The following is a 21,230-nucleotide window of genomic DNA, read 5'->3' as shown; positions in this document are numbered from 1 at the left end:
GGCGTTCTCGCAAGAAAAGCGCCAAGACGGCGGCTGTTGCGCCGCTTATGGGAAACAAATGAACGATTGACGGAAAAATGGTTTTTCGCCCGGCCCTCGCTCAGGATTGGCCGGGTTCGGGCGCGTGTCGCAACGGACAGGAGAGACTTGGCGGTTGACGCATTGTCTGATCATGGCAAAGAGGGTCGATGGTTTATAAAGCTATTTGTTTCATATATAATCAAATATTTACAATGCACGGAAATGACGAAAAATTTTAGCAGCGAAGGGAGTTCATGCAAGACGAAGAATCGACAAAATGAAACCTTTCGCTTGATTTTTGTTGTCCTGGTGCTACGTTGATCCAACAGTTCTGTTTTTGCAGTCGTCTGTCAAACTACGAGGAGGAGCGTATGAAAAAGAGAATTGCTGCCCTGGTGTTTGCTGTCGCGTGCCTGTTCACCCTGTCCGCCGCTCCGGCCATGGCCGGCACCGCCGCCAATGTGGCCACGAGCTGGCAGACTTCCGCCACTGCGGTGGAAAACTTCAACTTCGGCAATGCGTTCGGCACCAGCGCCACCAAGCTGCCCGAACAGACCCAGTTGGCCCTGACGGTTGGCTACTGGGAGACCTTCCTGCTGACGTTCCTGGTTTTCGGCAACTAGCCGTTTTCGGGACGGGGCCTTATGAGGACGAAGGCCCCGTCCCGTTTTGTCCGGCCTAGCCCCTCTCTCGTGGTGTCCCGTCCCGCTTGACGTCACCTGCGGGCCGCGCTAAGCAGTGTTCAACAACTCGGAGGATTCCCTGCCATGACCGCCAACCGCTTCCCGCTAGCTTTTCCGCATATGTCGGCTTGCGCGGTCGTAGTAGGCGTCGTTGTTACGGCGCCTTAAGCGGGGACACTCACTTTTTTTCGTGAAAACCAAGCCCCCGCCGGCGCGCCGGCGGGGGCTTTCTATTGGGAGCTTTCCGTCGTGCGTCTCGGGGCTTAACGGAGCCAGACATGACACGGATGACGGGAGCGCGCCTCATCGCCGACAGCCTTGTGCGCCATGGCATCAAAGCCGTGGCCGGCATTCCCGGCGGGGCCAACCTGCCCCTTTTCGACGCCATCGGCCAAACCCCGACCCGCATCGTCCTGGCCCGCCACGAGCAGGGGGCCGGATTTATTGCCCAGGGCCTGGCCCGGGTCACGGGACAGGCGCAGGTCTGCCTGGCCACCTCCGGCCCCGGCGTCATGAACCTGCTTACCGCCATCGCCGACGCCAAGGCCGATTCCGTGCCCCTGGTGTGCCTCGCCGGCCAGGTGCCCCGGGCGCTCATGGGCACCGACGCCTTTCAGGAAGTTGATGTCTACGGCCTGACCATCCCCATCGCCAAGCACAACGTGCTGGTGCGCCGGGCGGCCGACCTGCCCCGGATCATGGAGGAGGCCTTTGCCATCGCCGTTTCCGGCCGGCCCGGGCCGGTGGTGGTGGACGTGCCCCGGGACGTCCAGACCGAGGAATTCGATTTCACCGGCTGGCCGGCCCCGCGAGCCGGCTCCGGCCGGACCGAGGCCCCGGGTTTGCCTGGGCCGGCCGATCTGGCCTTCGCCGCCTCCCTTCTGGCTCGTTGCGAGCGTCCGGTCCTCTACTGCGGCGGCGGGGCCCGGGGGGCCGGCGCGGAAATCACCGTCCTGGCCGAGTTGCTCGACGCCCCGGTGGTCACCACGCTCATGGGCCTGGGCCTGCTCCCCCCGGGCCACCCGCGTCTGGCCGGCATGATCGGGATGCACGGCGCGCCGGCGGCCAACCACTTGCTCACCCGCTGCGACATGCTCGTGGCCATCGGCGCGCGCTTCGACGACCGGGCCACCGGCGACGCCAAGCGCTTTTGCCCCGGGGCCTCGGTCGTCCACATCGACATTGATCCGTCCGAGCACGACAAGAACCGCGCGGCCCACGTTCCCCTGGCCGGCGACGCGGCCCGTACCCTGGGCGCGCTCATTCCCCTGGTTCCGGCCCGCTCCCGCCCGGCCTGGGCGGCCATACGGGCGAGCCTGGGGCTGGCCCATCCCTTTGCCCTGCCGGGGCTGGACGATCCCAAAAGCCCCTACGGCGTCCTGGCTGCCGCCGCCGCGATCCTTGGCCCCGAGGCCGTGGTGGCCACCGATGTCGGCCAGAACCAGATGCGGGCCGCCCAGGCCTGGCCCTGCCACGCCCCGGGCAAGTTCCTCACCTCCGGGGGGCTTGGGACCATGGGCTTCGGCCTGCCGGCGGCCATCGGCGCGGCTTTGGCCGACCCGTCGCGGCCGGTGGCCTGCGTCACCGGCGACGGGGGGCTGCTCATGAACGTCCAGGAGCTGGCCACCCTGGCCGAGCTTGGGCTGCCGGTCAAAATCCTGCTCATGGACAACGGGGTGCTCGGGCTTGTGCGCCAGCAGCAGGCGCTTTTCGTGGGCGGCCGTTACACTGCCTCAACCTTTGCCGCCCGGCCCGATTTCGTGGCCCTGGCTGCTTCCTTCGGCATTGCCGCCATCGACCTCGAACCCTGCCGCGACGCCCGGGCCGCCCTGGCCGCCGTCTTGGCCGCTCCGGGACCGGCCCTGGCCCGCATCACGGTCGATCCCGACGCCCATGTCTTTCCCATGGTGCCGCCCGGCGCCGCCAACCATGAAATGATCCTGGAGAAACGCCATGACCACGCCCATTCGTGAAAATACCGCTTCCGAGTCTCCCCGGGCCGAACTGGAACTGGCCACCCGGGACGCCCTTGGTGCGCTGCGCCATGTGGCCGCCTGTCTGGCCCGGCGTTCCCACGAACTGCTGGGGCTTTCCTGCCTGCCCGGACCGGCCGGCCAGGGGCTGCTGCTGGTGGCCGTGGCCGACGACGGCCGGCTGGAGCGGCTGTTGGCCGAACTGCGCGCCCTGCCCGAGGTCTGCGGGGCGCGTCTGACGCGCGCTGCGGGGGCGTCCCTGGCCGAGCCGGTCGCGGCCTGAGGCGCGCCTGGCCGGTGGAGGGGCCTTTTACCGCCTCTGGACGGCCCCGGCCGCCTGCGTTATGCACGGTATCGCGGCTGTCGCCGTTCGGAGGTTGTTGTATGAGCGCGCGGCTTCTTCCGCTATTTTCCGACGAGCGGTCGTCCGAGCAGGCCGTGGACCGGCAGGCGCGGCTTTTCGCCGAAAGCCCGGCCCCGGGCATTCTCGACCATCTTCCCCAGGGCGTGGCGGTCTTTAACGCTCACCGTCAGATCGTCTACGCCAACAAGGCCTTTGGCGGCCTGTCGGCCGAGGGCGGCGACGCTTCCAGGGTCGTGGGGCTGCGTCTGGGCGAGGCCTTGTCCTGCTTTGGCACCAAGATCGACAGCGGCGTGTGCGGCGCGACGGAGCTGTGCCGTTCCTGCGGCGCGGCCCGGTCCCTGGCCGCCTCCCTGGCCGGCAAAAACGCCGTCAGCGGCGATTGCTCCATCAGCCGCCAGGGCGTGGAGCATCTGGAAACCCTGGACTTCCGCATCTGGATCTGGTCCATGCGCCACGGCCAGGAGACCTTCCATGTGGCCCTTCTGGCTGACATCCGGGCGGAAAAGCGCCTCGACCTCATGGAGCGCATCTTCTACCACGACATTTTGAATCTCGTGTCCGGCATGCAGGGCGTGTGCGAACTCATGCGCGAAGAGGAAGAGGGCACGCGAAACGCCGAGCTCGATCTGCTGCTTTTTGCCGTGGAGCGGGTAAACGACCTCATCCAGGCCCAGCGCGACCTGACCTTTGCCGAGCGCGGCGACTACGAAGTGGCCGTCAACAAGATGGGGTCGCTGTCGCTTCTTGCCGACATCACGGCGCTCATGCGCCGGGACAGCTCCTGCAAGGGCAAGAATCTGGCCGTCGCGCCCGAGAGCGAGGACGTCTTTTTCGCTTCCGACCGCAAACTGCTCACCCGCATTCTGGTCAATTTCCAGAAAAACGCCCTGGAAGCCACGCCGGCCGGCGGGGTGGTGACCGCAGGCTGCGACCGGCAGGACGGCCAGGTGCGGTTTTGGGTGCGCAATTCGGCTCTCGTGCCCGAGGAAGCCCGGCCTCAGATCTTTCGCCGGGCCTTTTCCACCAAGGGGCGTGGCCGGGGTCTGGGCACCTACGGGGCCAAGCTCTTTGCCGAAAGTTACCTCGGCGGCACGGTGGGCTTTCGCAGTCAGGAAGGCGAGGGCACGACCTTTTTCGTGAGCCTGCCCTGTCAGGAGTAGGCCTGCCGCGAGGCGAGCCGACCGTTCCCAAGATGTCGGCCGGGACCGGGCGTCGGCGCGGCCGGGCGTTTTTCGCGAGGGACGCGGCCTTGCGGCCTCCCCCAACAAACGGCGTATCGCGGCAGGGTCGCGGCCCTAGGCCGCCTCGCCGCCGGCCAGCCGCACCAGGGCCATGGCCCGGCCCATCTCGGCGGTCAGTCCCGGATCGGCCAGGACGTCGGCCAGCACGGCGTCGCGGATGAGAAACCGGTAGGAATGCCGCAGCGGCACGATGGTCGCCGTTTCGTCCTCCTCCAGAGCCAGGGCCAATCCTTCGGCCAGGGCCACGGCCACGGCCAACCGGGCTTCGGCCAGCCCGGCCCCCCCGTCTTCCAGTTCGACCCAGCCCGGCCCGTGGTGCAGGCGCACGGCCTGACCCACGGCCGCCGGCAGCTCGAAGCGTTGGCACACGGCCCAGCCGGCCGCGCCGTGGTGGTCGCCCCAACACGCGACCTCTTCCTGGGGCGGCCGGCTGCGCGTCTCGGCCGCACCGGCCGGCAGGGCCAGCTTGCCCACGTCGTGGAGCAGCCCGGCAGTGTAGGCCATGGCCGGATCAAGGCCGGGCAGGGCCGGGGCGATGCGCCGGGCCAGCACGGCCGTGCGGGCCATGTGGGTCACAAGCCTCTGCCTTGCTGCCCGGGACAGCCCGGCTTGGCTGCCGCCCTGTTCCAGAAGCTCGGAAAACACCAGCGCCTTCAAGTTGGCCAGACCGATGACGGCCACGGCTTTTTCCACGTCGGCCAGTTGGCCGCGCAGGCCAAAAAGCGGGCTGTTGGCGATGGTGAGCACCTGACCGGCCAGGATCGGATCGGCCGAGACCAGGGAGGCCACCACGCCAAGAGGCGTGGCCGGGGCGCCCAGGCGGGCCAGCAGGCCGCTGCCGGCGGCCAGCCTGCCCAGGCGCTTGGCGGCGGCGGCGACGGCCGGAGGGCTGGGGCGCGGCTTGATGAAGATGTCGGCGCACTCTGGCGGCAGGGGCATAGGCTCGGCGAAGAGGCGCTCCAATCCGAAAGCCAGGCGCTCCAGCATGTGCTCGGTCGTGGCCTCGGACCGGGCGGTCGGACCTGTCGGGTCCGCCCGCCCGGCGTTGGCGGCCAAGGAGGGCGCGTCAGCCCGGCGCGAGGCGGTCTCGGTCCTGGGACAAGACGCGCTGCCGCGCCGCAGGCGCGGCAGCAGCAAAGCCGCCCCTGCCGCCAAGCAAGCGGCGGCCAGGAGCGCATATTCCCATTGCATAGATGTTTCATGCGGCATGGCCGCAGGCTGGCGAACGGGGCGACCGGAATGGTCACGTCTCCAACAAACCGACCGTGGTTGCAAAGACGCGCCATCTGTCGGCGGCAGTCCTCGTGCAGCGTCCCTTTAAAATACGAGAGGATTTTATAGGAAAACTGCTGGTTTTGTTCCCTGTGCGCGTTTCGTGGACGCGACACGAGGGGCTTGGCCCGGGGGAGGACGACCGTGCCCACCGGATACCAGCCCGGGGGGGCTTGGGCAAGGGCTAAGGCCTCAATGCGCGGTCCGAGACGCCGGCCTCGCCTGGACGGCGGCCGGACCTCACGGACGCGTGGACACAGGGGGCAGGGCGGGCTCGGTTCAGGTCAATTGCCGGACCCCGCCAAAGCATGGAGAGGACGTTGGCGGGAGATGCCGCGGACGCATGCCGCCCCGCGCCCACGACCGCGTGGACAGGACTCGAAGGGCGCTTGGACAGGACCCAAGGCGCGCCGCCGTGGCAAGCCGACGGCAAGCAGGCGGCGACGCGCCCTGGCGAAGGGTCAGGAAGCGGCGGCCGGGGCCGTCTTTGCCGGGCGGCGACCGCCCATACGCCGTTTGAGCCACTCCTGGAAGGCGTCGAGATAGATGTAATAGACCGGCGTGAAATAGAGCGTGAGCAGCTGCGACACCATCAACCCGCCGACCACGCACAGGCCCAGGGGACGGCGGGCCTCGGCCCCGGCTCCGATGCCCAGGGCAATGGGCAAGGTGCCCATGAGCGCCGCCATGGTGGTCATCATGATGGGCCGAAACCGCACCAGAGCCCCTTCGTAGATGGCCTCCCGGGCGGCCATGCCCTGGCCGCGCTGGGCCTCCAGGGCAAAGTCGATCATCATGATGGCGTTTTTCTTGACGATGCCAATGAGCATGATGATGCCGACAAAGCCGTAGATGTTGAGGTCCAGGCCAAAGAGCATGAGCGTGGCCAAGGCTCCGACGCCGGCCGAGGGCAGGCCCGAGAGGATGGTCAGGGGATGGATGAAGCTTTCATAAAGGATGCCCAGCACGATGTAGATGACCAGCACGGCCATGCCCAGCAGCACGGACAGCCCGGTCAGCGAACTCTGGAAGGCCTGGGCCTCGCCCTGGAAGCTTGTGAAGATCGACCCCGGCAGCTCGCGCCGGGCCAGGTCCTCGATGGCGTCCACCACCGAACCCAGGGACGTGCCCGGGCGCAGGTTAAACGAGATGGTCACGGCCGGGGACTGGCCCTGGTGGTTGATGGACAAGGGGCCAACAGCCACGGCCCGGGTGATAAGCGTGTCCAGGGGCACGAGCTGGCCGTCGCTTGAGCGCACGTAGAGCATGGACAGGGCTTCGGGGTTGGCCTGATAGTTCGGGGCCAGTTCCATGACGACCTGATAGGTGTCGTTTGGCGCGTAGATGGTCGAGATCTGCTTGTTGCCGTAGGACGTGGCCAGGGCGGTTTCGATCTGGTAGGCCGAGATGCCCAGGGCCGAAGCCTTGTCGCGGTCGATGTCGATGCGCAGCTCGGGATTTTTGATCTGCAGGTCGCTGGTGACGTCCTGGATGCCGGACAGGTGGCGCAGTTTATCCTCGAAAGCCGTGGCTGCGGCAAAAAGTTCATCCGTGCTCGTGGCTTGCAGAGTGAACTGGTACTGGCCCTTGGAGGCCCGGCCGCCGATGCGGATGGCCGGCGGATTTTGCAGGTAGGAACGCAACCCCGGGACCTTGGCGAACTCGGCGCGCAGGCGCTGGAGCACTTCGTCGGCGCTGTGCTGGCGTTCCTCCAGGGGTTTAAGCGACAGCATGAGCCGGCCGTTGTTGGAGGTGTTGTTGGGGCCGCCGCCGCCCACCACGGACATGAAGTTGGCCACGTCCGGGTCGTTTTTGGCGATGTCGTTCAAGCGCTTTTGGCGTTCCACCATGACGGCGAAGGACACGCCTTCCTCGGCCTCGGTGGTCACCGACAGCTGGCCGGTGTCCTCGCTGGGCAAAAAGCCCTTGGGGATGGCCCCGAACAGCCAGACCGTGACGCCCAAAAGCGCCAGGGAGAAGATCATGGTGGCGGCGTGGTGTTTGAGCACGAAGCGCAGGGAGGCGTCGTAGCCGTCGCGCAGGCCGTCGAAGGCGCGCTCGATGGCGTTGTAGACCCGGCCGTGGCGCTGGGCCACATGGGGCTTCAGCACGAGGTTGCACAGCATGGGGGTCAGCGAAATGGACACGAAGCCGGAGATGAGGATGGCGGTCATGATGGTGACGGCGAATTCGTGAAACAGCCGCCCGACCACGCCGCCCATGAAAAAGACCGGCAGAAACACGGCGGCCAGGGAAATGGTCATGGAGACGATGGTGAAGCTGATCTCCTTGGACCCTTCCATGGCGGCGGCAAAGGGCGATTTGCCCATTTCCATGTGGCGCACGATGTTTTCGAGCATGACGATGGCGTCGTCGACGACAAAGCCCACCGAAAGCGTGAGCGCCATAAGCGAAATGTTGTCCAGGCTAAAGCCCAGCTGGTACATGACGGCAAAGGCCCCGACCACGGACATGGGCAGGGCCAGGCTCGGGATGATGGTGGCCGGGATGTTTCGCAAAAACAGAAAGATCACCATGATGACCAGGGCCACGGTGAGGACCAGGGTGAACTTCACGTCGGCCACGGATTCGCGGATGGAGACGGAACGGTCGTAGAGGATCTTGAGGCCCACCGAAGCCGGCAGTTGGGACTGGAAGTGGGGCAACAGCTTTTTGACGGCGTCCACCACTTCCACGGAGTTGGCCCCGGGCTGGCGCTGCACGGCCAGGACCATGCCCGGCGTGCCGGAGAACCAGTTGAGCCGCCGGGTCTCTTCCACGGAGTCGGAGACCGTGGCGATTTCCGACAGGCGCACCGGCGAGCCGTTTCTCCAGGCCACGATCAGCGGCCGGTAGGCGGCAGCATCCATGAGCTTGCCGCTGGAGCGCACGGTGTATTCCCGGGACGGTCCCGAAACCGTGCCCACGGGCAGATTGACGTTGCCGCGCTTGACCGCTTCCGACGCCTCGTCCACGCCGATGCCCTTGGAGGCCATGGCCTCGGGATCGAGCTGGATGCGCACGGCGTATTTTTTTGAGCCGTACACCGACACCTGGGCCACGCCGGGCACCATGGAGATGCGCTGGGCCATCATGTTCTCGGCGTACTCGTTGACGTCGGAGGGACGCATGACGTCGGAGGAGATGGCCAGATACAGGACGGGCATGTCGGCCGGGTTGACCTTGCGAAACGACGGCGGCGAGGGCAGGTCGTCGGGCAGGTCCTTGCCAGCGGTGGTCATGGCCGACTGCACGTCCAGGGCGGCGGCGTCGATGCTGCGGTTGAGGGCAAACTGCAAGGTGACGCGGGTGGAGCCCACGGTGTTGACCGAGGTCATGGAATCCAGGCCCGCGATGGTGGAGAACTGCTTTTCCAGGGGGTTGGCCACGGCGGCGGCCATGGTCTCGGGGCTGGCCCCGGGCAGCGACACCCGCACCTCGATGGTGGGGAAATCGACGTTTGGCAGGTCTGACACGGGCAGGCGCGTATAGGCCATGACGCCGAAGATGAGGATGGCGATCATGACCAGGGTGGTCATGACCGGTCGGGTGATGAAAATGGCGGCCGGATTCACGACTTGGCTCCGTCGCCGGCCGGCTTGGCGCCGGTGGGCTTGGCCTCGGCCGGTTTGGGGCCGTCGGGCTGGCCGTCGACCGGCTTGGCCTCGGCCGGTTTGGCCTCGCCCTTGCCCCCGGGCGCGGCCGGCGTCTTGATTTCCGCCCGGGCTCCGGGGGCAAGGCGCACTTGGCCGTCGGTGACCACCATTTCGCCCGGGGCCAGCCCCTTGTCGATGACGGTCTCGTCGTCCACGATGGGGCCGGGAACGATCTTTCGGGCCTCGGCCTTGCCGTCGGCCACCACGTAGACATACGGCCCGGACACGCCGTCCATGACCGCCCGGGTGGGGATGACCACGGCGTTTTGGCGGGTTTCGATGGTCAGCCCCACGCGCAGGAACTGGCCGGGCCACAGGCTGTGGTCGGCGTTGGGCGCTTCGGCCTTGAGGCGTATGGTGCCGGTCTTGACGTCCACGGCGTTGTCCACGGACACAATGGGGGCCGTGACGGCCCCGGCATCGGACACGCCGGGCGGGGCGGCGGCGATTTCCAGGCCGCCCTGCTTCATCCTGGCCATGATGGCGGGCAGATAGCGTTCGGGCACGGAGAAGGCGATGTAGATGGGGCTTATCTGATTGATGACGCAGGCCGTGGCCTCGTTGGCCTTGACCACGTTGCCGGTGGTGAGAAGCACCGAGCCGACCCGGCCGGCGATGGGGGCGCGCACCTCGGCGTATTCGAGGTCGAGCTTGGCCCGGTCCAGGGTGGCCTGGTTGAGTTTTATCGTGCCTTCCAGGGTCTTGGCCTGAGCAAAGGTCTCGTCGTACTGGCCCTGGGCCACCACGTCCTTGGTCTTGAGCGTGGTGTAGCGCTTGAGGTCTTCCTCGGCCTTGAAAAGCAGCGCCTTGTCGCGTTCGAGCTTGGCCTGGGATTCCCGGATGGACAGCTCAAAAGGGCGGGGATCGATGCGAAAGAGCACGTCGCCCTTGCGCACCCTGGCTCCGTCCTGGACCAGCTGGGCCACGATGGCCCCGGCCACCTGCGGTTTGACGGCCACGGTGGCCATGGGTTCGACGTTGCCCACGGCCTTGACCGTGACCGGCACGTCGGCGGCCTTGGCCGCCACGGCCTCGACCGGGGCGGGCCGGGCTTCGCGGCTGGCTTTTTGTTCCGAGCCGCTGCACGACCAGACGCAAAGCAAAAGCGCCGCGTAGGCGGCGCAGCGAAAAAGCGGGAGGTTCAAAGCACGTCTCCTGAGTGGGGTTCCAGTTGCGGCGGGGCAAAGTCGCTGGTTTGGTAGCCGCGCAGGGCGGCCAGGGAAAAACGGGCCACATGGGCGGCCAGGGCGTCGAGTCCGCCCAGTCCGGTTTCGGTTTCGGGGTAGAGTCTGGCGATCACCGGCCGGTCGATGACGAAGTGGCGGCACTGGCCGACCACGCTCTGGGCGCAGCGGGCCACATCCACAGCCTCGGCCCCGGGGCCGAGGAGGTCGGCCACGATGGCGCGCAGCACGGCGTTGGCCGGGGCCAGGCAGCGTTCCACCACCCCGGCGAGCTGGGGCGTGGGGTCGGCCATCTCCCGGGCCATGAGGCGAGACAGCCAGGCGTGGCGGTTTTTTTCGGTGAGCCGCAAAAGCAGGGCGCGCACATAGGCGAAAAGACGCGTCTCGGGCGAGGCGTCGGGCGGCAACCCCAGCTCCGGCGGATAAAGGCGCATGGCTTCGGCGTGGGCATGTTCCAGCACGGCCAGATACAGGCGGTCCTTGCTGCCGAAATGGTAGTGGATGGCGGCGACGTTGGCGCGCGCCGTCTTGGTGATCTCGCGCACGGTTGCGGCGTGAAATCCCTTGCAGGAAAATATCTCTCCGGCCGCGTCCAAAAGCCGCGCCCGGGTTTCGTCCTCACGACCGCTGCTGGTCATCTGGCCGCCTTACGTCAAGCATGTGTTCACCTTGGAGATACGGGCCTTCCGGGCAAGGGTCAATACTTTCGCGCGGCGCCGGGGGAGGCTTTCGGTTTTGACACGGCAAGGCTCGTTGCAGCGGTTGACCCCGCCCTCCAAAGCGCCTAGCCCGGAAGCATCGTCATCCAAGAAGGAGCATCCCATGGCCGAACCCGTCGTTCACGTCGTCGCCCGCTTCAAGGCCAAACCCGGCAAGGAGGCCGCCCTCAAAGCCGGCCTGACCGCCCTGGTCGCGCCCACCCAAAAAGATCCCGGCTATATCGCCTACGACCTTTTCGAGTCCGTGGAAAGCCCCGGCAGCTTCGTGCTGGTCGAGGCCTGGGAAAGCCGGGAACTCCTGGCCGCCCACCTGGACACGCCGCACTTAAACGGCTTCAAGGCCACCGCCCCGGAGCTGCTGGCCGAACCCATGTCCGTCAAGCTCTACGCCGAGGCCCCGGGGCTGTAAGCCCGTCCGCGCCGGCCCGGGCGATGGCCCGGGCCGGCGCGGACCTTAAAATATACGATAGTATTTTTTAAAAAATCAATGGTTTTAGTTTGTTGCCTGCGAAACGCCGTTGGCGCTTTTCGTGGGCGCGACACGGGCCTGTCGCCAGACCGCCACGCTGGAGGCGGCGGGCTTTGGCCACGGCGTCGGCCGCCGCAAACGCCGTAACAAACGCCGCAACAAACAAGGCGCGACCGGAAGCCCCGGCCGCGCCTTTCATTGGCGTCGGACGGAAACGCTACTGCACGGCTTCGGGCAGGGTCACCAGCCACAATTCGGTCTTTTCGCCCGAGGGCACAATGGCAAAGGTCGTGTCTGCCGGTTTGCCCTCGTAGCTGGCCTTGCCGTCCGGGCCGATCTCGTAGTCGGTGGGATCGGCGGCGGGCTTGCCGTCCTTGTCGGCGGCCGGCTTCTCGACCTTGCCGGCCAGGCCGAAATCGTTGTCCGAGGCCACGACCAGGGTCTTGCCGTCCGGGAGCAGGGCGAGGCCTTCGGCCTTTTCCGCTTTCCAGCCCAGTTCGCGCAGATCGAAAAGCCGCTTCTTGGCCGCCGGCACGACGCCAAGCCCCTCCAGGGCGGCCAGATCGGCCACGGTTTCCAGGGCCGAGCCGTCCGGGGCGGTCTTGCCGGCCAGGTCCGTGGCCTTAGAGAGATCCACGACATACACGGTGTTGCGCATGACCTTGTCCGCGCCCTTGGCCTGCTCCACGGTGACGAGAAGGCCGGGGCCGGCGGCGGTCAGGTCGCCGAGCTTGGCGTCGGCGCTTTTCTTATAGACGGCCAGGTCGTGGGGATAAGCAAACATGCGGGTGGTCCCGGTTGTCGGATCAAGCTCCACCAGCCGGATGAACGGGGCCTTGGAGGCCTTGACCTTGCCGTCGACGTCGAGGATCGACTGCACGGCGGCGATGACCTTGCCGTCGGGCATAACGGCCAGTCCCTCGAAGCCCCGGTTGGGCTGGCGCTTGGCCAGAATTTCGGGCAACCCCTGGCCCGGGGCGAACTTCTTGAGGACCTTGCCCGTGGCCGCTTCCACCTTGAGCAAAAACGGGCCGTACTCGTCGCACAGCCACAGGTTGCCGTCGGTGGGGTCCACGGCGATGCCCTCGGGATCGACGCCGTCGACATCCATGGAGATGACGGCCAGATCGGGGCCAAGGCCGGTCTCGCCGGTGGAGCCGGTGGTCCCGGCCGGGATGGGCCGGCCGGACAAGAGCTTGCCCTCGGCCGTGCGCAAGGGCTTGACTTCGAGCACTTCCACGGCGTCTCCCTTCAGACGCAGCTTGGCGATGGACGGCGCGTAGTCCGGGGCCGGGAAGAACTTGGCCGGCCCGGCCTTGGCGTCCGGGGCGGCGCGGTAGTTCGGGGCGTCGGCGTTGGGTCCACGGTCGCCAACGGCCCACAGCAGCACGGCTCCGTCGGCGTCGCGACCGGCATAGGCCACGCCCGAACCCAGGCCCAGGGGAAAGCCGGCCGGAAAGGCGGCAGCCAGGGCGGTCGGCGCGGGCACGTTGGCGGAAGCGGGCGCTTCGACCAGATATTTTTGGACGGTGGGGGCCTCGGCGGCCAGGACCGGCCCGGCCCCGAGCAGCACGGCCAGGGCGGCCGGCAGGAAACGGCTTGTCATGGAGCACTCCTTGGAAGTTTGCCAAGGATTGCACCCTGCCGTGCCGTGTTGGCGACAGCCCGGTTACGACATGGCCGGCAGGGCGGCGGCGGCCGGCGCGGCCGGGAGCAGCATGGCCAGATTCGGGGCAATCAGGCTGGCGGCCACGGCGCACAGCCCGATCAGGGCCAGGACCGCGCCGAAAAAGCCGGCCACCAGCAGCAGCTTGTGGCGCAGGGCGTTTTCCTGGGGCATGACGAAGCCGAAGCAGACCAGGGCCAGCAGCGTTCCGGTGCCGAAAAGCCCCAGGGACGAGGCCAGGGTCGTGGTCAGCTCGCCGGCCAGGGGCATAAGCCCCAGGCCCAGCCAGCTCACGCCGGCCAGGGAGAGCAGCAGGCCGCCAAAGGCGAAGCGCGCGGTCAGGCGCATGGTGAAATTGTAGTAGTCGCGGCCGAAATCGTCCCGGTCGCGCCGCCAGACCAGCCAGGCCGCGGTGTAGGCTCCGGCCAGCCCCACCGACAGGGGCAGCCCCGTGGCCAGGAAACGCCAGAACAGCGAATTGCCCGGCGGCAGCAGGAAGGCGGCGTCGGTGGCCGGGGCCAGCCCCAGGGCCAGGGGCCGCGAGGCGGCCAGACCAACGTAGAAGGCGGTCCACAACAGCAGGGTGGCTGACAGGCCGATGAGTCCGTGCAGGGGCTTTTGGGTCTTGAAGCGCTGCCACGAGCCGCGATAGGTCAAAAAGGCGGCCGCGCCGCCAAGCACCGTGGCGGCCACCGCGCCAAGGGGCAGGGGCAGGCCGAGGTAGTAGGGCGCTTTGGCCGGGGCCAGGAACCAGACCGCCGCCAGCACGGCGGCCAGGACGCAAAACAGCCACAACCCGCCAAGCAGGGCAAAGGTGGCGGCCTGCTGGCCGAATTTGTCGGTGAAGATCTTGAGGCGCTTGACCTTGCTTAAGCCCACCACCGACGTGATGGAAGGAATGGCGGCGGCGGCCAGGGCCAGGCCGAGATGCACGGCGAAAAGGACCATGACCGCCCAGAAAACGGTGATGCGGACAGTCTCGGGCATGGGGCGTCTTCTCCTTGCGGCCTGGGGTTCGTTACCTGCCGACGCGGCGCGCGCGGCGCGGCGCGCCAGCGGCTTTGCAGACGGCTTGTGCCCTAATTCCGCTAAAGATGCAACAAAACCGGCCGACTCCGGAGCCGGGTTCCAGAATCGGCTTGCGAAAATTGCGCCCGTCACGTAGTTGGTGTTTAAATCTGAAAGGTATTGCAGCGTTAGGACAACATCCACGATGAAACGGCGTTCCCTGTCCCTGGCGGCGTCGGCCATGGTCCTGGCCGGCGGCCTGCTTGCCGGCTGCGGTCCGGGCAACACCCTGGCCGTGGGCAAGGGCAGCGACGACTTTCGCCTGCGCGCCGTGGAATCCTCCCTGCAAAAAGCCCAGGAAGAACTAAAGGCCATCGCCAGCCGCCAGCAGCAAAACGACGGCCGTCTGGCGGAAATCCAGAAACAGATCGCCGCCCTGCGCACCAGCCTCGAAGGTCAGGGCCTCAAGATCCCGGCCGGGGCTTCGCGCGGCAGCGCGCTCGGCCAGGGTTTTGCCCATCCCGAAGGGACCCTTGGCGGCCCCGGCCAGGAACGCCCGGCCGAGGGCACGGCCTTCGGCGCGCCCGAACGGGGAGCCGAGACGGCGCCCCCGTCCCAGGTCGCCGCCTCCCTGCCCGCTTTCCCGGCCGCTGGTCCCGGCCCGGAATCGGCCGGACCGCCGGCCGGTCTGCCGCCAAGCGCCGTCCGTCCGTCCGCGCCGCCCCAGTCCGCTGCCGCCGCCGCTTCCGCCGAGGCCTACGGCAAGCGCGGCCTGGGCCGGGTCGGGCCGGCCGCCGCGCCGACCACCCCGGAAGCGGCCATCGCCGCCGACCGTCTGGACGTCGGGCCGGGGTCCAAGGCCGGATCGCCGACCACGCCTGGGCCGGTCGCGCCGTCTCCGGCCGCTGCCCCGGAACCCCAGCCGGCCAAGGCCGAACCGCCGGCCAAAGTCGAAGCTCCAGCCAAGGCTGAAGCTCCCGCCAAGGCCGAAAAAAACGCCAAGGCCGAGCCGCCGGCTCCTGCCCCGGCCGATCCCACCGCGCCGCCGGCTGCGGTCGCGCCGCCGCCGTCCGGCCCCCGGGAACCCGCGCCCAAGGGCAGCGGCCCGGCCCCGAGTTATGCCGAAACAGCCAGTCCGGCCCAAAAAGCCGAATACAACCGGGCCTTGCAACTGGCGATAAACGGCCGCACCGCCGAGGCCAAGACCGCCTTTGACCAGTTTTTGGCCAACCACCCCAGCAGTCCGCTGACGCCAAACGCCCTCTACTGGGTGGGCGAAGGAGCCTTTGCCCAGGGCGACTACATGACCGCCATCGCCGATTTCGACAAAGTGGCCAAGGGTTGGCCCGGGCACCACAAGGCGGCGGATTCGCTCTACAAGATGGCCATGGCCCAGGAAAAGGCCGGCAACATGGCCGCCGCCCGGGCTTCCCTGGAGCGCTATCTCAAGGACTATCCCAACGCGGAACTGGCCGCCGTGGCCCGCCAGAAGCTTCAGGCCCTGCCCAAATGACCGACTCCGCCGCTGCGCCGCCCCAGGCCGCGACCTGGGCCGACGACGACGCCTTTGTGGCCGAGTGTCTGGCCTGCCTGCGCCTGCGCCTGCAGCCCGGCATCGGGCCGCGCACCGTACGCCGCATTTTCGACCGCTATGATTCAGCCGTGGCCGCCCTGGCCGATGCCCGATCCTTTGGGCCCCAGGGCCTTTGCCCCGACGACGCGGCCGCCGCCCTGGCCCGGGGGCTGACCAGCCGGGCGGCCGAGACCGAGCTGGCCGCCGCCGCCGCCAAGGGCCTGACCCCGCTGCCGTATTTCCATCCCGCCTATCCCGCCCGTCTGCGCGAGCTGCCCGACCCGCCGGCCATGCTCTACGTCGTGGGCGACGTGACCTTGCTCTCCGGCCCGTGCGTGGCCATGGTCGGGGCCAGACAGTGCTCGCGCTACGGCTTCGGCGCGGCCTTCGACATCGCCGCCGGCCTGGCCGGGGCCGGGGTCACGGTAGTTTCCGGGCTGGCCTACGGCATCGACCGGCAAGCCCATCTGGGCGGACTGGCCGGCCCGGGCCGGTCCGTGGCTATCCTGGGCACCGGTCTTGATCTGGTCTATCCCGACGCCAACCTCGACGTGTGGCGGGAGCTGGCCGCCGGCGGGGCCGTGGTCAGCGAATTCGCCCCTGGCACGCCGCCCCGGGCGGCCAATTTTCCGGTGCGAAACCGCATCATCGCCGGCATGTCCCTGGGCGTCATGGTGGTGGAGGCGGCCGAGCGCTCGGGCAGCCTCATTACCGCCCGGCTGGCCCTGGAGCAGGGGCGCGAGGTGTTCGCCCTGCCCGGGCCGGTCAATCTGCCGACCTTTGCCGGCTGCCATGCGCTGCTCTCCCAGGGGGCCAGGCTGGTGCAGACGGCCGACGACATCGTTTCCGCCCTGGCCCGGGAGCTGGCCCCCTTTGTCGGCGCGCCGCGCCCCGCGCCGCCGGCCCGCGCGCCCCGTCGGGTTACGCCGCCGGTGGCGGCGTCCCAGGCGGCCCCGCCAGATCGGCCGGGCCGGCCGGTTCGGGCCGGGCGGCCGGCCAAGGTCGCCAAGCCGGCCGCGCCGCTGCTGGCTGCCGCCCAGCCCAAGCGCGCCGCCAACACGTCGTCGCCCGAGCCGTCCGCCGCCGCGTCGTCCAGGCCGTCCGCCGCAGCCCAAGCTCTCGCCCCCCTGGAGGCCGCCGCCCTGGCCGCCCTGGCCGATGGCCACAAGCGCCACATCGACGCCCTGGCCGCCGAACTGGCCGTGGCGGCCAAGGACCTCAGCAGCACGCTGGTGCTTCTGGAGATCAAGGGTCTTGTGCGGAAATGGCCTGGCATGTACTACAGCGGGGAAGCGCAAGGATAGTTTGACCCATGCAGAAAATCCCCCTGTCCCTGGCCAAGCCGGGCATGATCCTGGCAAAGCCCGTGGCCCGGCCCGACGGCATCGCCGTGGCCGCCGCCGGTTCGGAGCTGTCCCAGGGCATCCTCGACCGGTTCGATTCCATGGGCGTCAGCCACTTGGTGGTCGAGGGCGAGCCGGTCCAGCTTGACGGCGCACCGGGCGGCACCTCCTATGACAAGCGTCTGGAGCGGCTGGACTATCTGTTTCGCAAATTTCCCGACGACAAGTGGATGGGCCAGATCAAGCGGCTTTTCGACCACTATTTCCGCATGAAGGCCGCCGCCGTCGTGGCCATGGCCGAAGCGGCCAAGGCCGCCCGGGCCGCCGCCGTGGCCGAGCCTGCGCCCGAGGGCGAGGCCGCGACAGAAGCCAAGCCCAAGGATGCCCGCCATGGCTGAGGATCTGCGTACCGAACGCAAGGGCCGCATCCTGGCCGTGCGCGATCTGCCCACCTTGCCCAAAGTCCTCGAAGAGGTCTCCAAGCTCGTCGAGCGGCCGGACTCCACCACCGAACAGGTGGCCAAGCTCATCAGCATGGACCAGGTGCTCTCGGCCAAGGTCCTTAAAATGGTCAACTCGCCGGTCTACGGCTTTCCCGGCCGCATCAGCTCCATCGGCCACGCCCTGGTGCTGCTGGGCTTCAACGTCCTGCGCTCGATTATCGTCTCCACCTCGGTCTTCGAGGTCATGAGCGAAAACATGGTCGGGCTGTGGGAGCACAGCCTGGGCGCGGCCATGGCCAGCGGGGCCGTGGCCCGGATGGTCAAGCTCAAGGACGCCGAGGAATACGCCGTGGCCGGGCTGCTCCACGATCTGGGCAAGGTGGTGGCCACGGTGCAGCTGCCCGACCTCAAGCCAGAGATCGAACGGGTGGTGGCCGAGCGCGACTGTTTCTACCTCGAAGCCGAACGCGAGGTGCTCGGTTTTGGCCACGACCGCATCAATGCCTGGCTGGCCGACCACTGGAAACTGCCGGCCAACATCAAGGAAGGCCTGTCGTATCACCATAAGCCCCATCTGGCCCAGCTTTACCCGGAGATGGCCTGCGTGGTGCATCTGGGCGATTTTCTGGTGCGTTCCTTCGAGTACGGCTTTTCCGGCGACGTGGGCGTCACCTATCTCCAGCCCGAGGCGCTGAAAATCCTCAAGATCCGGCCGGCCGACTTCGAAAACCTTCTCGATGAACTCAGCGGACAGCTCGTGGAACTGGCCGACCTGCGTTTCACTTGATCCACCTCCCGAGCCCCCATGGTTTCCGACGCGCTGTGCGCCTTCACCCGCACCCAGAAGATTCTGGTCCTGAGTCCCGACCCGACCCTGGCCCGGTTGTTTGACGCCGCCTTCACCCCGGCCGAGGCCGAGGTGACCATCCAGTGCCAGGGGCGCTACGCGGTGGAAACCCTTTTCACCGATCCGCCGGACATGCTCGTGGTGGACGCCGCCCTGGCCGACATGCCGGGGCCGACCTTGGTGACCATGGTCAAAAGCGAAAACGTCTACCGCCAGTTGCCTGTGGCCCTGATTATGGACGAGGCCGCCTTGGGGCCGGACATCGACTGGTGCGCCGTGGAGGTGGACGAACTGCTCACCCGCCCGCTCACCTCGGCCATGCTGCGCGCCCGGGTCACCCTGGCTCTGGCCCGGGCTACCCGGTCCCTGGACGCCAATCCGCTGACCAAGCTGCCCGGCAACACCTCGATTATCGGCCGCATCCAGGACCTCATCGACCGCCGGCAGGACTTTGCCCTGGCCTACGCCGACCTCGACTATTTCAAGTCATTCAACGACAAGTACGGCTTTTCCCGGGGCGATGAGGTGCTCATGATGACGGCGCGCATCATCGTCAACACGGTGCGCGCCGTTGGCGGCCCCACGGCCTTTGTCGGGCATGTGGGCGGCGACGACTTCGTCTTTATCCTGGACATCGACCGGGTGGAGGAGGCCTGCCGGACCGTGGTGGCCAGTTTCGACGGCATCGTGCCGCATTTTTACGACGCCGACGACCGCGACCGGGGATTTATCCAGTCCGTGGACCGCGAAGGCAACCGCCGCAGCTTTCCGCTCATGGCCATCTCCATCGCCGTGGTATTTAACCGCGACGGTCGGCTCAAACACTTCGGCGAGGCCTCCCAGACGGCCATGACGCTCAAGAAGAAAGCCAAGGAAAATCCCAAGAGTTGCTATGTCCTCGACAAACGGCAAGGCTGAGACGAAAATCTCACCGGCCCCTGCCCCGTCGCCTCCGACGCCAAAGGGCGTGGACGAGTTCCTGACCGCCCTGGCCGCCGTCAAGGGCTACTCTCCGGCCACCGTGGCGGCCTACGAAGACGACCTGGCCCAGTTCGAGGCTTTTCTCAGGGGCCGGGGGCTCGGCCTTGACGCGCCCGAGGCCATCACCCGCGACCACGTGCGCGGCTTTCTGGCCGAGCTGCACCGCCGCCGCGCGGCCAAGTCCTCCATGGGCCGCAAACTCTCCACCCTGCGCGGCTTTTTTAAATATCAGCTGCAAAAAAAGCGCCTCGCCGCCGACCCCACGGCCGGGCTCAAAAATCCCAAGGCCGAACGGCGCGGGCCAAGGGCGCTCAACGCCGACGAGGCCGTGGCCCTGGTGACGCCGCCGCCCGCCGCTCCGGCCGCCGACGGCTCGGCCGCCGCCTGCCGCGACCTCGCCTTGGCCGAGCTGCTCTACGGCTCGGGGCTGCGCATAAGCGAAGCCCTGGGCCTGGACCTCGACGACCTGGATCTGTCCCAGGGCATCGCCCGGGTCATGGGCAAGGGCAGCAAGGAACGCCTGGCTCCCCTAAGCGATGCCTCCCGGGAGCGGCTGCGGGAGTACCTGCGCCGCCGGGGCGAACTTGGTCCCGGACCCATGGAGCTGGCTCTTTTCCTCGGGAATCGGGGCGGGCGTCTCGACCGGCGGCAGGCGGCGCGCATCGTGGACGCCCTGGCCAAGGGCGCGGGACTGGCCCGCCACGCCCATCCCCACATGCTGCGCCACAGCTTCGCCACCCACCTGCTCGAATCCGGGGCCGACCTGCGCAGCGTCCAGGAACTCCTGGGCCATGCCCGCCTGACCACCACCACCCGCTACACCAACCTCGACCTGGCCCGCATCGTTGGCATCTACGACAAGGCCCATCCCCGCAGCGACCACAAGGGCGAGGGCGACGACAACAAAAAATGACCTGCCGCCACGGCGGCCCCGGCCTTTGCGACCGCGAGAAGCGTCGCTTGGCCGGACTCTCCTTGCCTTGCACCGGTTTTTGCTCTAGTGCAAAACCAAATACTCCCTGGACTGCATCCTGAAATTTTCAACGCAAGGAAGGCTTGTATGATGCTGCGTGGCCTTTTGTTCTGCATTGTCGTGTTGACGCTGTTCGTTTCCGCCGCATCTGCCGGCTCATTCGATTGCGTCAAGCCGCCATACGGCAAGCCATTCGCGCCGATAAACGAAGACGGCGCTTTTCAAAAGGTCAAGGAAGAGGGTGGCGTCGCCTATTACAATTATACAGGCCCTTGCAAGATCGGCGTATATGAACGTCTCACTCCGGTCATCGCCTACGGTGTGGTGGGCGACAAGCTCTACAGCCGGGTCATGCAAACCGAAAACGACGATATCGACATCATCCGGCAGGTGACCACCAAGCTGGCCGGTACGCCCAAAACCACGGAAGAAGGCGACTGGACCGTCATGCGCTGGAATTTCCCGGAAAAGCAGATCAAGATGAAGCTCAAATACAACAACAAAACCAAAGCCACCAAGTCGGCGCTCTACTACGAACCCCTGCGCCCCGGCCAGAACAAAGCCAACCCCGAAGACCTGGACGATTAACGCCGGGACATGCCTCCGGCGGCCAGGGCGCTGCCCTGGACCCGCTGGGGGCCTGAGGCCCCCAGCCCCTCCACCTGTTCGACGTTCTCCCGTGTCTTCCTCGTATCCTTGTTGGGGTCGGTTTTTCGGTTTTCAAGCTCCGCTTGAAAACCGAAAAACCGACCCCAATCAGGGAGGGTCCGGGAGGGGGTTACCCCCTCCCGGCCGCCGGAGGCACGGTGGTTTC

The 21,230-nt window shown here is 67.4% G+C and carries 18 protein-coding genes; 12 read left to right on the top strand and 6 right to left on the bottom strand.

Features of this window, described 5'->3' with window-relative positions; translation table 11 throughout:
- Positions 1 to 392 precede the first annotated feature (392 nt).
- The 4 genes from DMR_RS16125 to DMR_RS16110 all read left to right on the top strand — a co-directional run bounded on the left by DMR_RS16125 (position 393) and on the right by DMR_RS16110 (position 4,201).
- Positions 393 to 644 (top strand): hypothetical protein, encoded by a 252-nt coding sequence (locus DMR_RS16125; protein ID WP_052279006.1) that lies wholly within the window; start codon positions 393 to 395, stop codon positions 642 to 644.
- Between the two features lie 338 nt (positions 645 to 982).
- Complete coding sequence (gene ilvB, locus DMR_RS16120) at positions 983 to 2,677, top strand: biosynthetic-type acetolactate synthase large subunit (RefSeq protein WP_015862057.1); 1,695 nt, start codon at positions 983 to 985, stop codon at positions 2,675 to 2,677.
- Positions 2,658 to 2,960, top strand: a complete 303-nt coding sequence (locus tag DMR_RS16115) for a hypothetical protein (RefSeq protein WP_015862056.1) — start codon at positions 2,658 to 2,660, stop codon at positions 2,958 to 2,960. Before ilvB ends, DMR_RS16115 begins: the two co-directional genes overlap by 20 nt.
- A gap of 101 nt (positions 2,961 to 3,061) precedes the next feature.
- A complete protein-coding gene (locus DMR_RS16110) occupies positions 3,062 to 4,201 on the top strand; it encodes a PAS domain-containing sensor histidine kinase (RefSeq protein WP_015862055.1) in 1,140 nt (379 codons plus the stop codon).
- 135 nt (positions 4,202 to 4,336) lie between these two features.
- Here DMR_RS16110 and DMR_RS16105 read toward each other — a convergent pair whose 3' ends face one another.
- The 4 genes from DMR_RS16105 to DMR_RS16090 all read right to left on the bottom strand — a co-directional run bounded on the left by DMR_RS16105 (position 4,337) and on the right by DMR_RS16090 (position 11,032).
- Positions 4,337 to 5,473 (bottom strand): HDOD domain-containing protein, encoded by a 1,137-nt coding sequence (locus DMR_RS16105; RefSeq protein WP_148208459.1) that lies wholly within the window; start codon positions 5,471 to 5,473, stop codon positions 4,337 to 4,339.
- A gap of 542 nt (positions 5,474 to 6,015) precedes the next feature.
- Positions 6,016 to 9,129: an efflux RND transporter permease subunit gene (locus DMR_RS16100; RefSeq protein ID WP_015862053.1), complete on the bottom strand. Its 3,114-nt coding sequence runs from the start codon at positions 9,127 to 9,129 to the stop codon at positions 6,016 to 6,018.
- Positions 9,126 to 10,355, bottom strand: coding sequence for an efflux RND transporter periplasmic adaptor subunit (locus tag DMR_RS16095; RefSeq protein ID WP_015862052.1), 1,230 nt, complete (start codon positions 10,353 to 10,355; stop codon positions 9,126 to 9,128). Before DMR_RS16095 ends, DMR_RS16100 begins: the two co-directional genes overlap by 4 nt.
- Complete coding sequence (locus tag DMR_RS16090) at positions 10,352 to 11,032, bottom strand: CerR family C-terminal domain-containing protein (RefSeq protein WP_015862051.1); 681 nt, start codon at positions 11,030 to 11,032, stop codon at positions 10,352 to 10,354. Before DMR_RS16090 ends, DMR_RS16095 begins: the two co-directional genes overlap by 4 nt.
- Before the next feature lie 184 nt (positions 11,033 to 11,216).
- Here DMR_RS16090 and DMR_RS16085 point away from each other — a divergent pair, with 184 nt between their 5' ends.
- Positions 11,217 to 11,522 (top strand): putative quinol monooxygenase, encoded by a 306-nt coding sequence (locus DMR_RS16085; protein WP_043600916.1) that lies wholly within the window; start codon positions 11,217 to 11,219, stop codon positions 11,520 to 11,522.
- Between the two features lie 277 nt (positions 11,523 to 11,799).
- Here DMR_RS16085 and DMR_RS16080 read toward each other — a convergent pair whose 3' ends face one another.
- Both DMR_RS16080 and DMR_RS16075 read right to left on the bottom strand, forming a co-directional pair.
- Complete coding sequence (locus DMR_RS16080) at positions 11,800 to 13,188, bottom strand: esterase-like activity of phytase family protein (RefSeq protein WP_015862049.1); 1,389 nt, start codon at positions 13,186 to 13,188, stop codon at positions 11,800 to 11,802.
- A gap of 63 nt (positions 13,189 to 13,251) precedes the next feature.
- A complete protein-coding gene (locus DMR_RS16075; RefSeq protein ID WP_015862048.1) occupies positions 13,252 to 14,235 on the bottom strand; it encodes a hypothetical protein in 984 nt (327 codons plus the stop codon).
- Positions 14,236 to 14,461: 226 nt separating this feature from the next.
- Between DMR_RS16075 and ybgF the strand changes: the two genes are divergently transcribed.
- The 7 genes from ybgF (at position 14,462) to DMR_RS16040 (ending at position 21,004) form a co-directional block, all read left to right on the top strand.
- Positions 14,462 to 15,769 (top strand): tol-pal system protein YbgF, encoded by a 1,308-nt coding sequence (gene ybgF, locus DMR_RS16070; protein ID WP_015862047.1) that lies wholly within the window; start codon positions 14,462 to 14,464, stop codon positions 15,767 to 15,769.
- Complete coding sequence (gene dprA / locus DMR_RS16065) at positions 15,766 to 17,133, top strand: DNA-processing protein DprA (protein WP_015862046.1); 1,368 nt, start codon at positions 15,766 to 15,768, stop codon at positions 17,131 to 17,133. Before ybgF ends, dprA begins: the two co-directional genes overlap by 4 nt.
- An 8-nt stretch (positions 17,134 to 17,141) precedes the next feature.
- Positions 17,142 to 17,570, top strand: coding sequence for a hypothetical protein (locus tag DMR_RS16060; RefSeq protein WP_015862045.1), 429 nt, complete (start codon positions 17,142 to 17,144; stop codon positions 17,568 to 17,570).
- On the top strand, positions 17,563 to 18,402 hold the full coding sequence (locus DMR_RS16055; RefSeq protein ID WP_043600914.1) for an HDOD domain-containing protein: 840 nt from the start codon (positions 17,563 to 17,565) through the stop codon (positions 18,400 to 18,402). The genes DMR_RS16060 and DMR_RS16055 overlap by 8 nt, the downstream gene beginning before the upstream one ends.
- An 18-nt stretch (positions 18,403 to 18,420) precedes the next feature.
- Entirely contained in the window at positions 18,421 to 19,380 is a 960-nt protein-coding gene (locus tag DMR_RS16050) for a GGDEF domain-containing protein (RefSeq protein ID WP_015862043.1), read from the top strand.
- Positions 19,355 to 20,356: a tyrosine-type recombinase/integrase gene (locus DMR_RS16045; RefSeq protein ID WP_043600911.1), complete on the top strand. Its 1,002-nt coding sequence runs from the start codon at positions 19,355 to 19,357 to the stop codon at positions 20,354 to 20,356. The genes DMR_RS16050 and DMR_RS16045 overlap by 26 nt, the downstream gene beginning before the upstream one ends.
- Positions 20,357 to 20,503: 147 nt before the next feature.
- Positions 20,504 to 21,004 carry a hypothetical protein gene (locus DMR_RS16040; RefSeq protein ID WP_015862041.1) on the top strand — a complete coding sequence of 167 codons (501 nt, stop codon included), beginning with the start codon at positions 20,504 to 20,506 and terminating at the stop codon, positions 21,002 to 21,004.
- Positions 21,005 to 21,230: the final 226 nt, after the last annotated feature.

It is taken from the genome of Solidesulfovibrio magneticus RS-1 (assembly GCF_000010665.1).
Lineage (GTDB): Bacteria > Desulfobacterota > Desulfovibrionia > Desulfovibrionales > Desulfovibrionaceae > Solidesulfovibrio > Solidesulfovibrio magneticus.
The sequence above is the reverse complement of the archived record's forward strand: the minus strand, read 5'-3'. Positions and strand labels throughout refer to the sequence as shown.

What these genes read in the sequence shown, in the direction of transcription:
- DMR_RS16125 (WP_052279006.1), top strand. Translation starts at nt 393, where the DNA reads ATGAAAAAGAGAATTGCTGCCCTGGTGTTTGCTGTCGCGTGCCTGTTC.
- ilvB (WP_015862057.1), top strand. Translation starts at nt 983, where the DNA reads ATGACACGGATGACGGGAGCGCGCCTCATCGCCGACAGCCTTGTGCGC.
- DMR_RS16115 (WP_015862056.1), top strand. Translation starts at nt 2,658, where the DNA reads ATGACCACGCCCATTCGTGAAAATACCGCTTCCGAGTCTCCCCGGGCC.
- DMR_RS16110 (WP_015862055.1), top strand. Translation starts at nt 3,062, where the DNA reads ATGAGCGCGCGGCTTCTTCCGCTATTTTCCGACGAGCGGTCGTCCGAG.
- DMR_RS16105 (WP_148208459.1), bottom strand. Translation starts at nt 5,473, where the DNA reads ATGCAATGGGAATATGCGCTCCTGGCCGCCGCTTGCTTGGCGGCAGGG.
- DMR_RS16090 (WP_015862051.1), bottom strand. Translation starts at nt 11,032, where the DNA reads ATGACCAGCAGCGGTCGTGAGGACGAAACCCGGGCGCGGCTTTTGGAC.
- DMR_RS16085 (WP_043600916.1), top strand. Translation starts at nt 11,217, where the DNA reads ATGGCCGAACCCGTCGTTCACGTCGTCGCCCGCTTCAAGGCCAAACCC.
- DMR_RS16080 (WP_015862049.1), bottom strand. Translation starts at nt 13,188, where the DNA reads ATGACAAGCCGTTTCCTGCCGGCCGCCCTGGCCGTGCTGCTCGGGGCC.
- DMR_RS16075 (WP_015862048.1), bottom strand. Translation starts at nt 14,235, where the DNA reads ATGCCCGAGACTGTCCGCATCACCGTTTTCTGGGCGGTCATGGTCCTT.
- ybgF (WP_015862047.1), top strand. Translation starts at nt 14,462, where the DNA reads ATGAAACGGCGTTCCCTGTCCCTGGCGGCGTCGGCCATGGTCCTGGCC.
- dprA (WP_015862046.1), top strand. Translation starts at nt 15,766, where the DNA reads ATGACCGACTCCGCCGCTGCGCCGCCCCAGGCCGCGACCTGGGCCGAC.
- DMR_RS16060 (WP_015862045.1), top strand. Translation starts at nt 17,142, where the DNA reads ATGCAGAAAATCCCCCTGTCCCTGGCCAAGCCGGGCATGATCCTGGCA.
- DMR_RS16055 (WP_043600914.1), top strand. Translation starts at nt 17,563, where the DNA reads ATGGCTGAGGATCTGCGTACCGAACGCAAGGGCCGCATCCTGGCCGTG.
- DMR_RS16050 (WP_015862043.1), top strand. Translation starts at nt 18,421, where the DNA reads ATGGTTTCCGACGCGCTGTGCGCCTTCACCCGCACCCAGAAGATTCTG.
- DMR_RS16045 (WP_043600911.1), top strand. Translation starts at nt 19,355, where the DNA reads ATGTCCTCGACAAACGGCAAGGCTGAGACGAAAATCTCACCGGCCCCT.
- DMR_RS16040 (WP_015862041.1), top strand. Translation starts at nt 20,504, where the DNA reads ATGATGCTGCGTGGCCTTTTGTTCTGCATTGTCGTGTTGACGCTGTTC.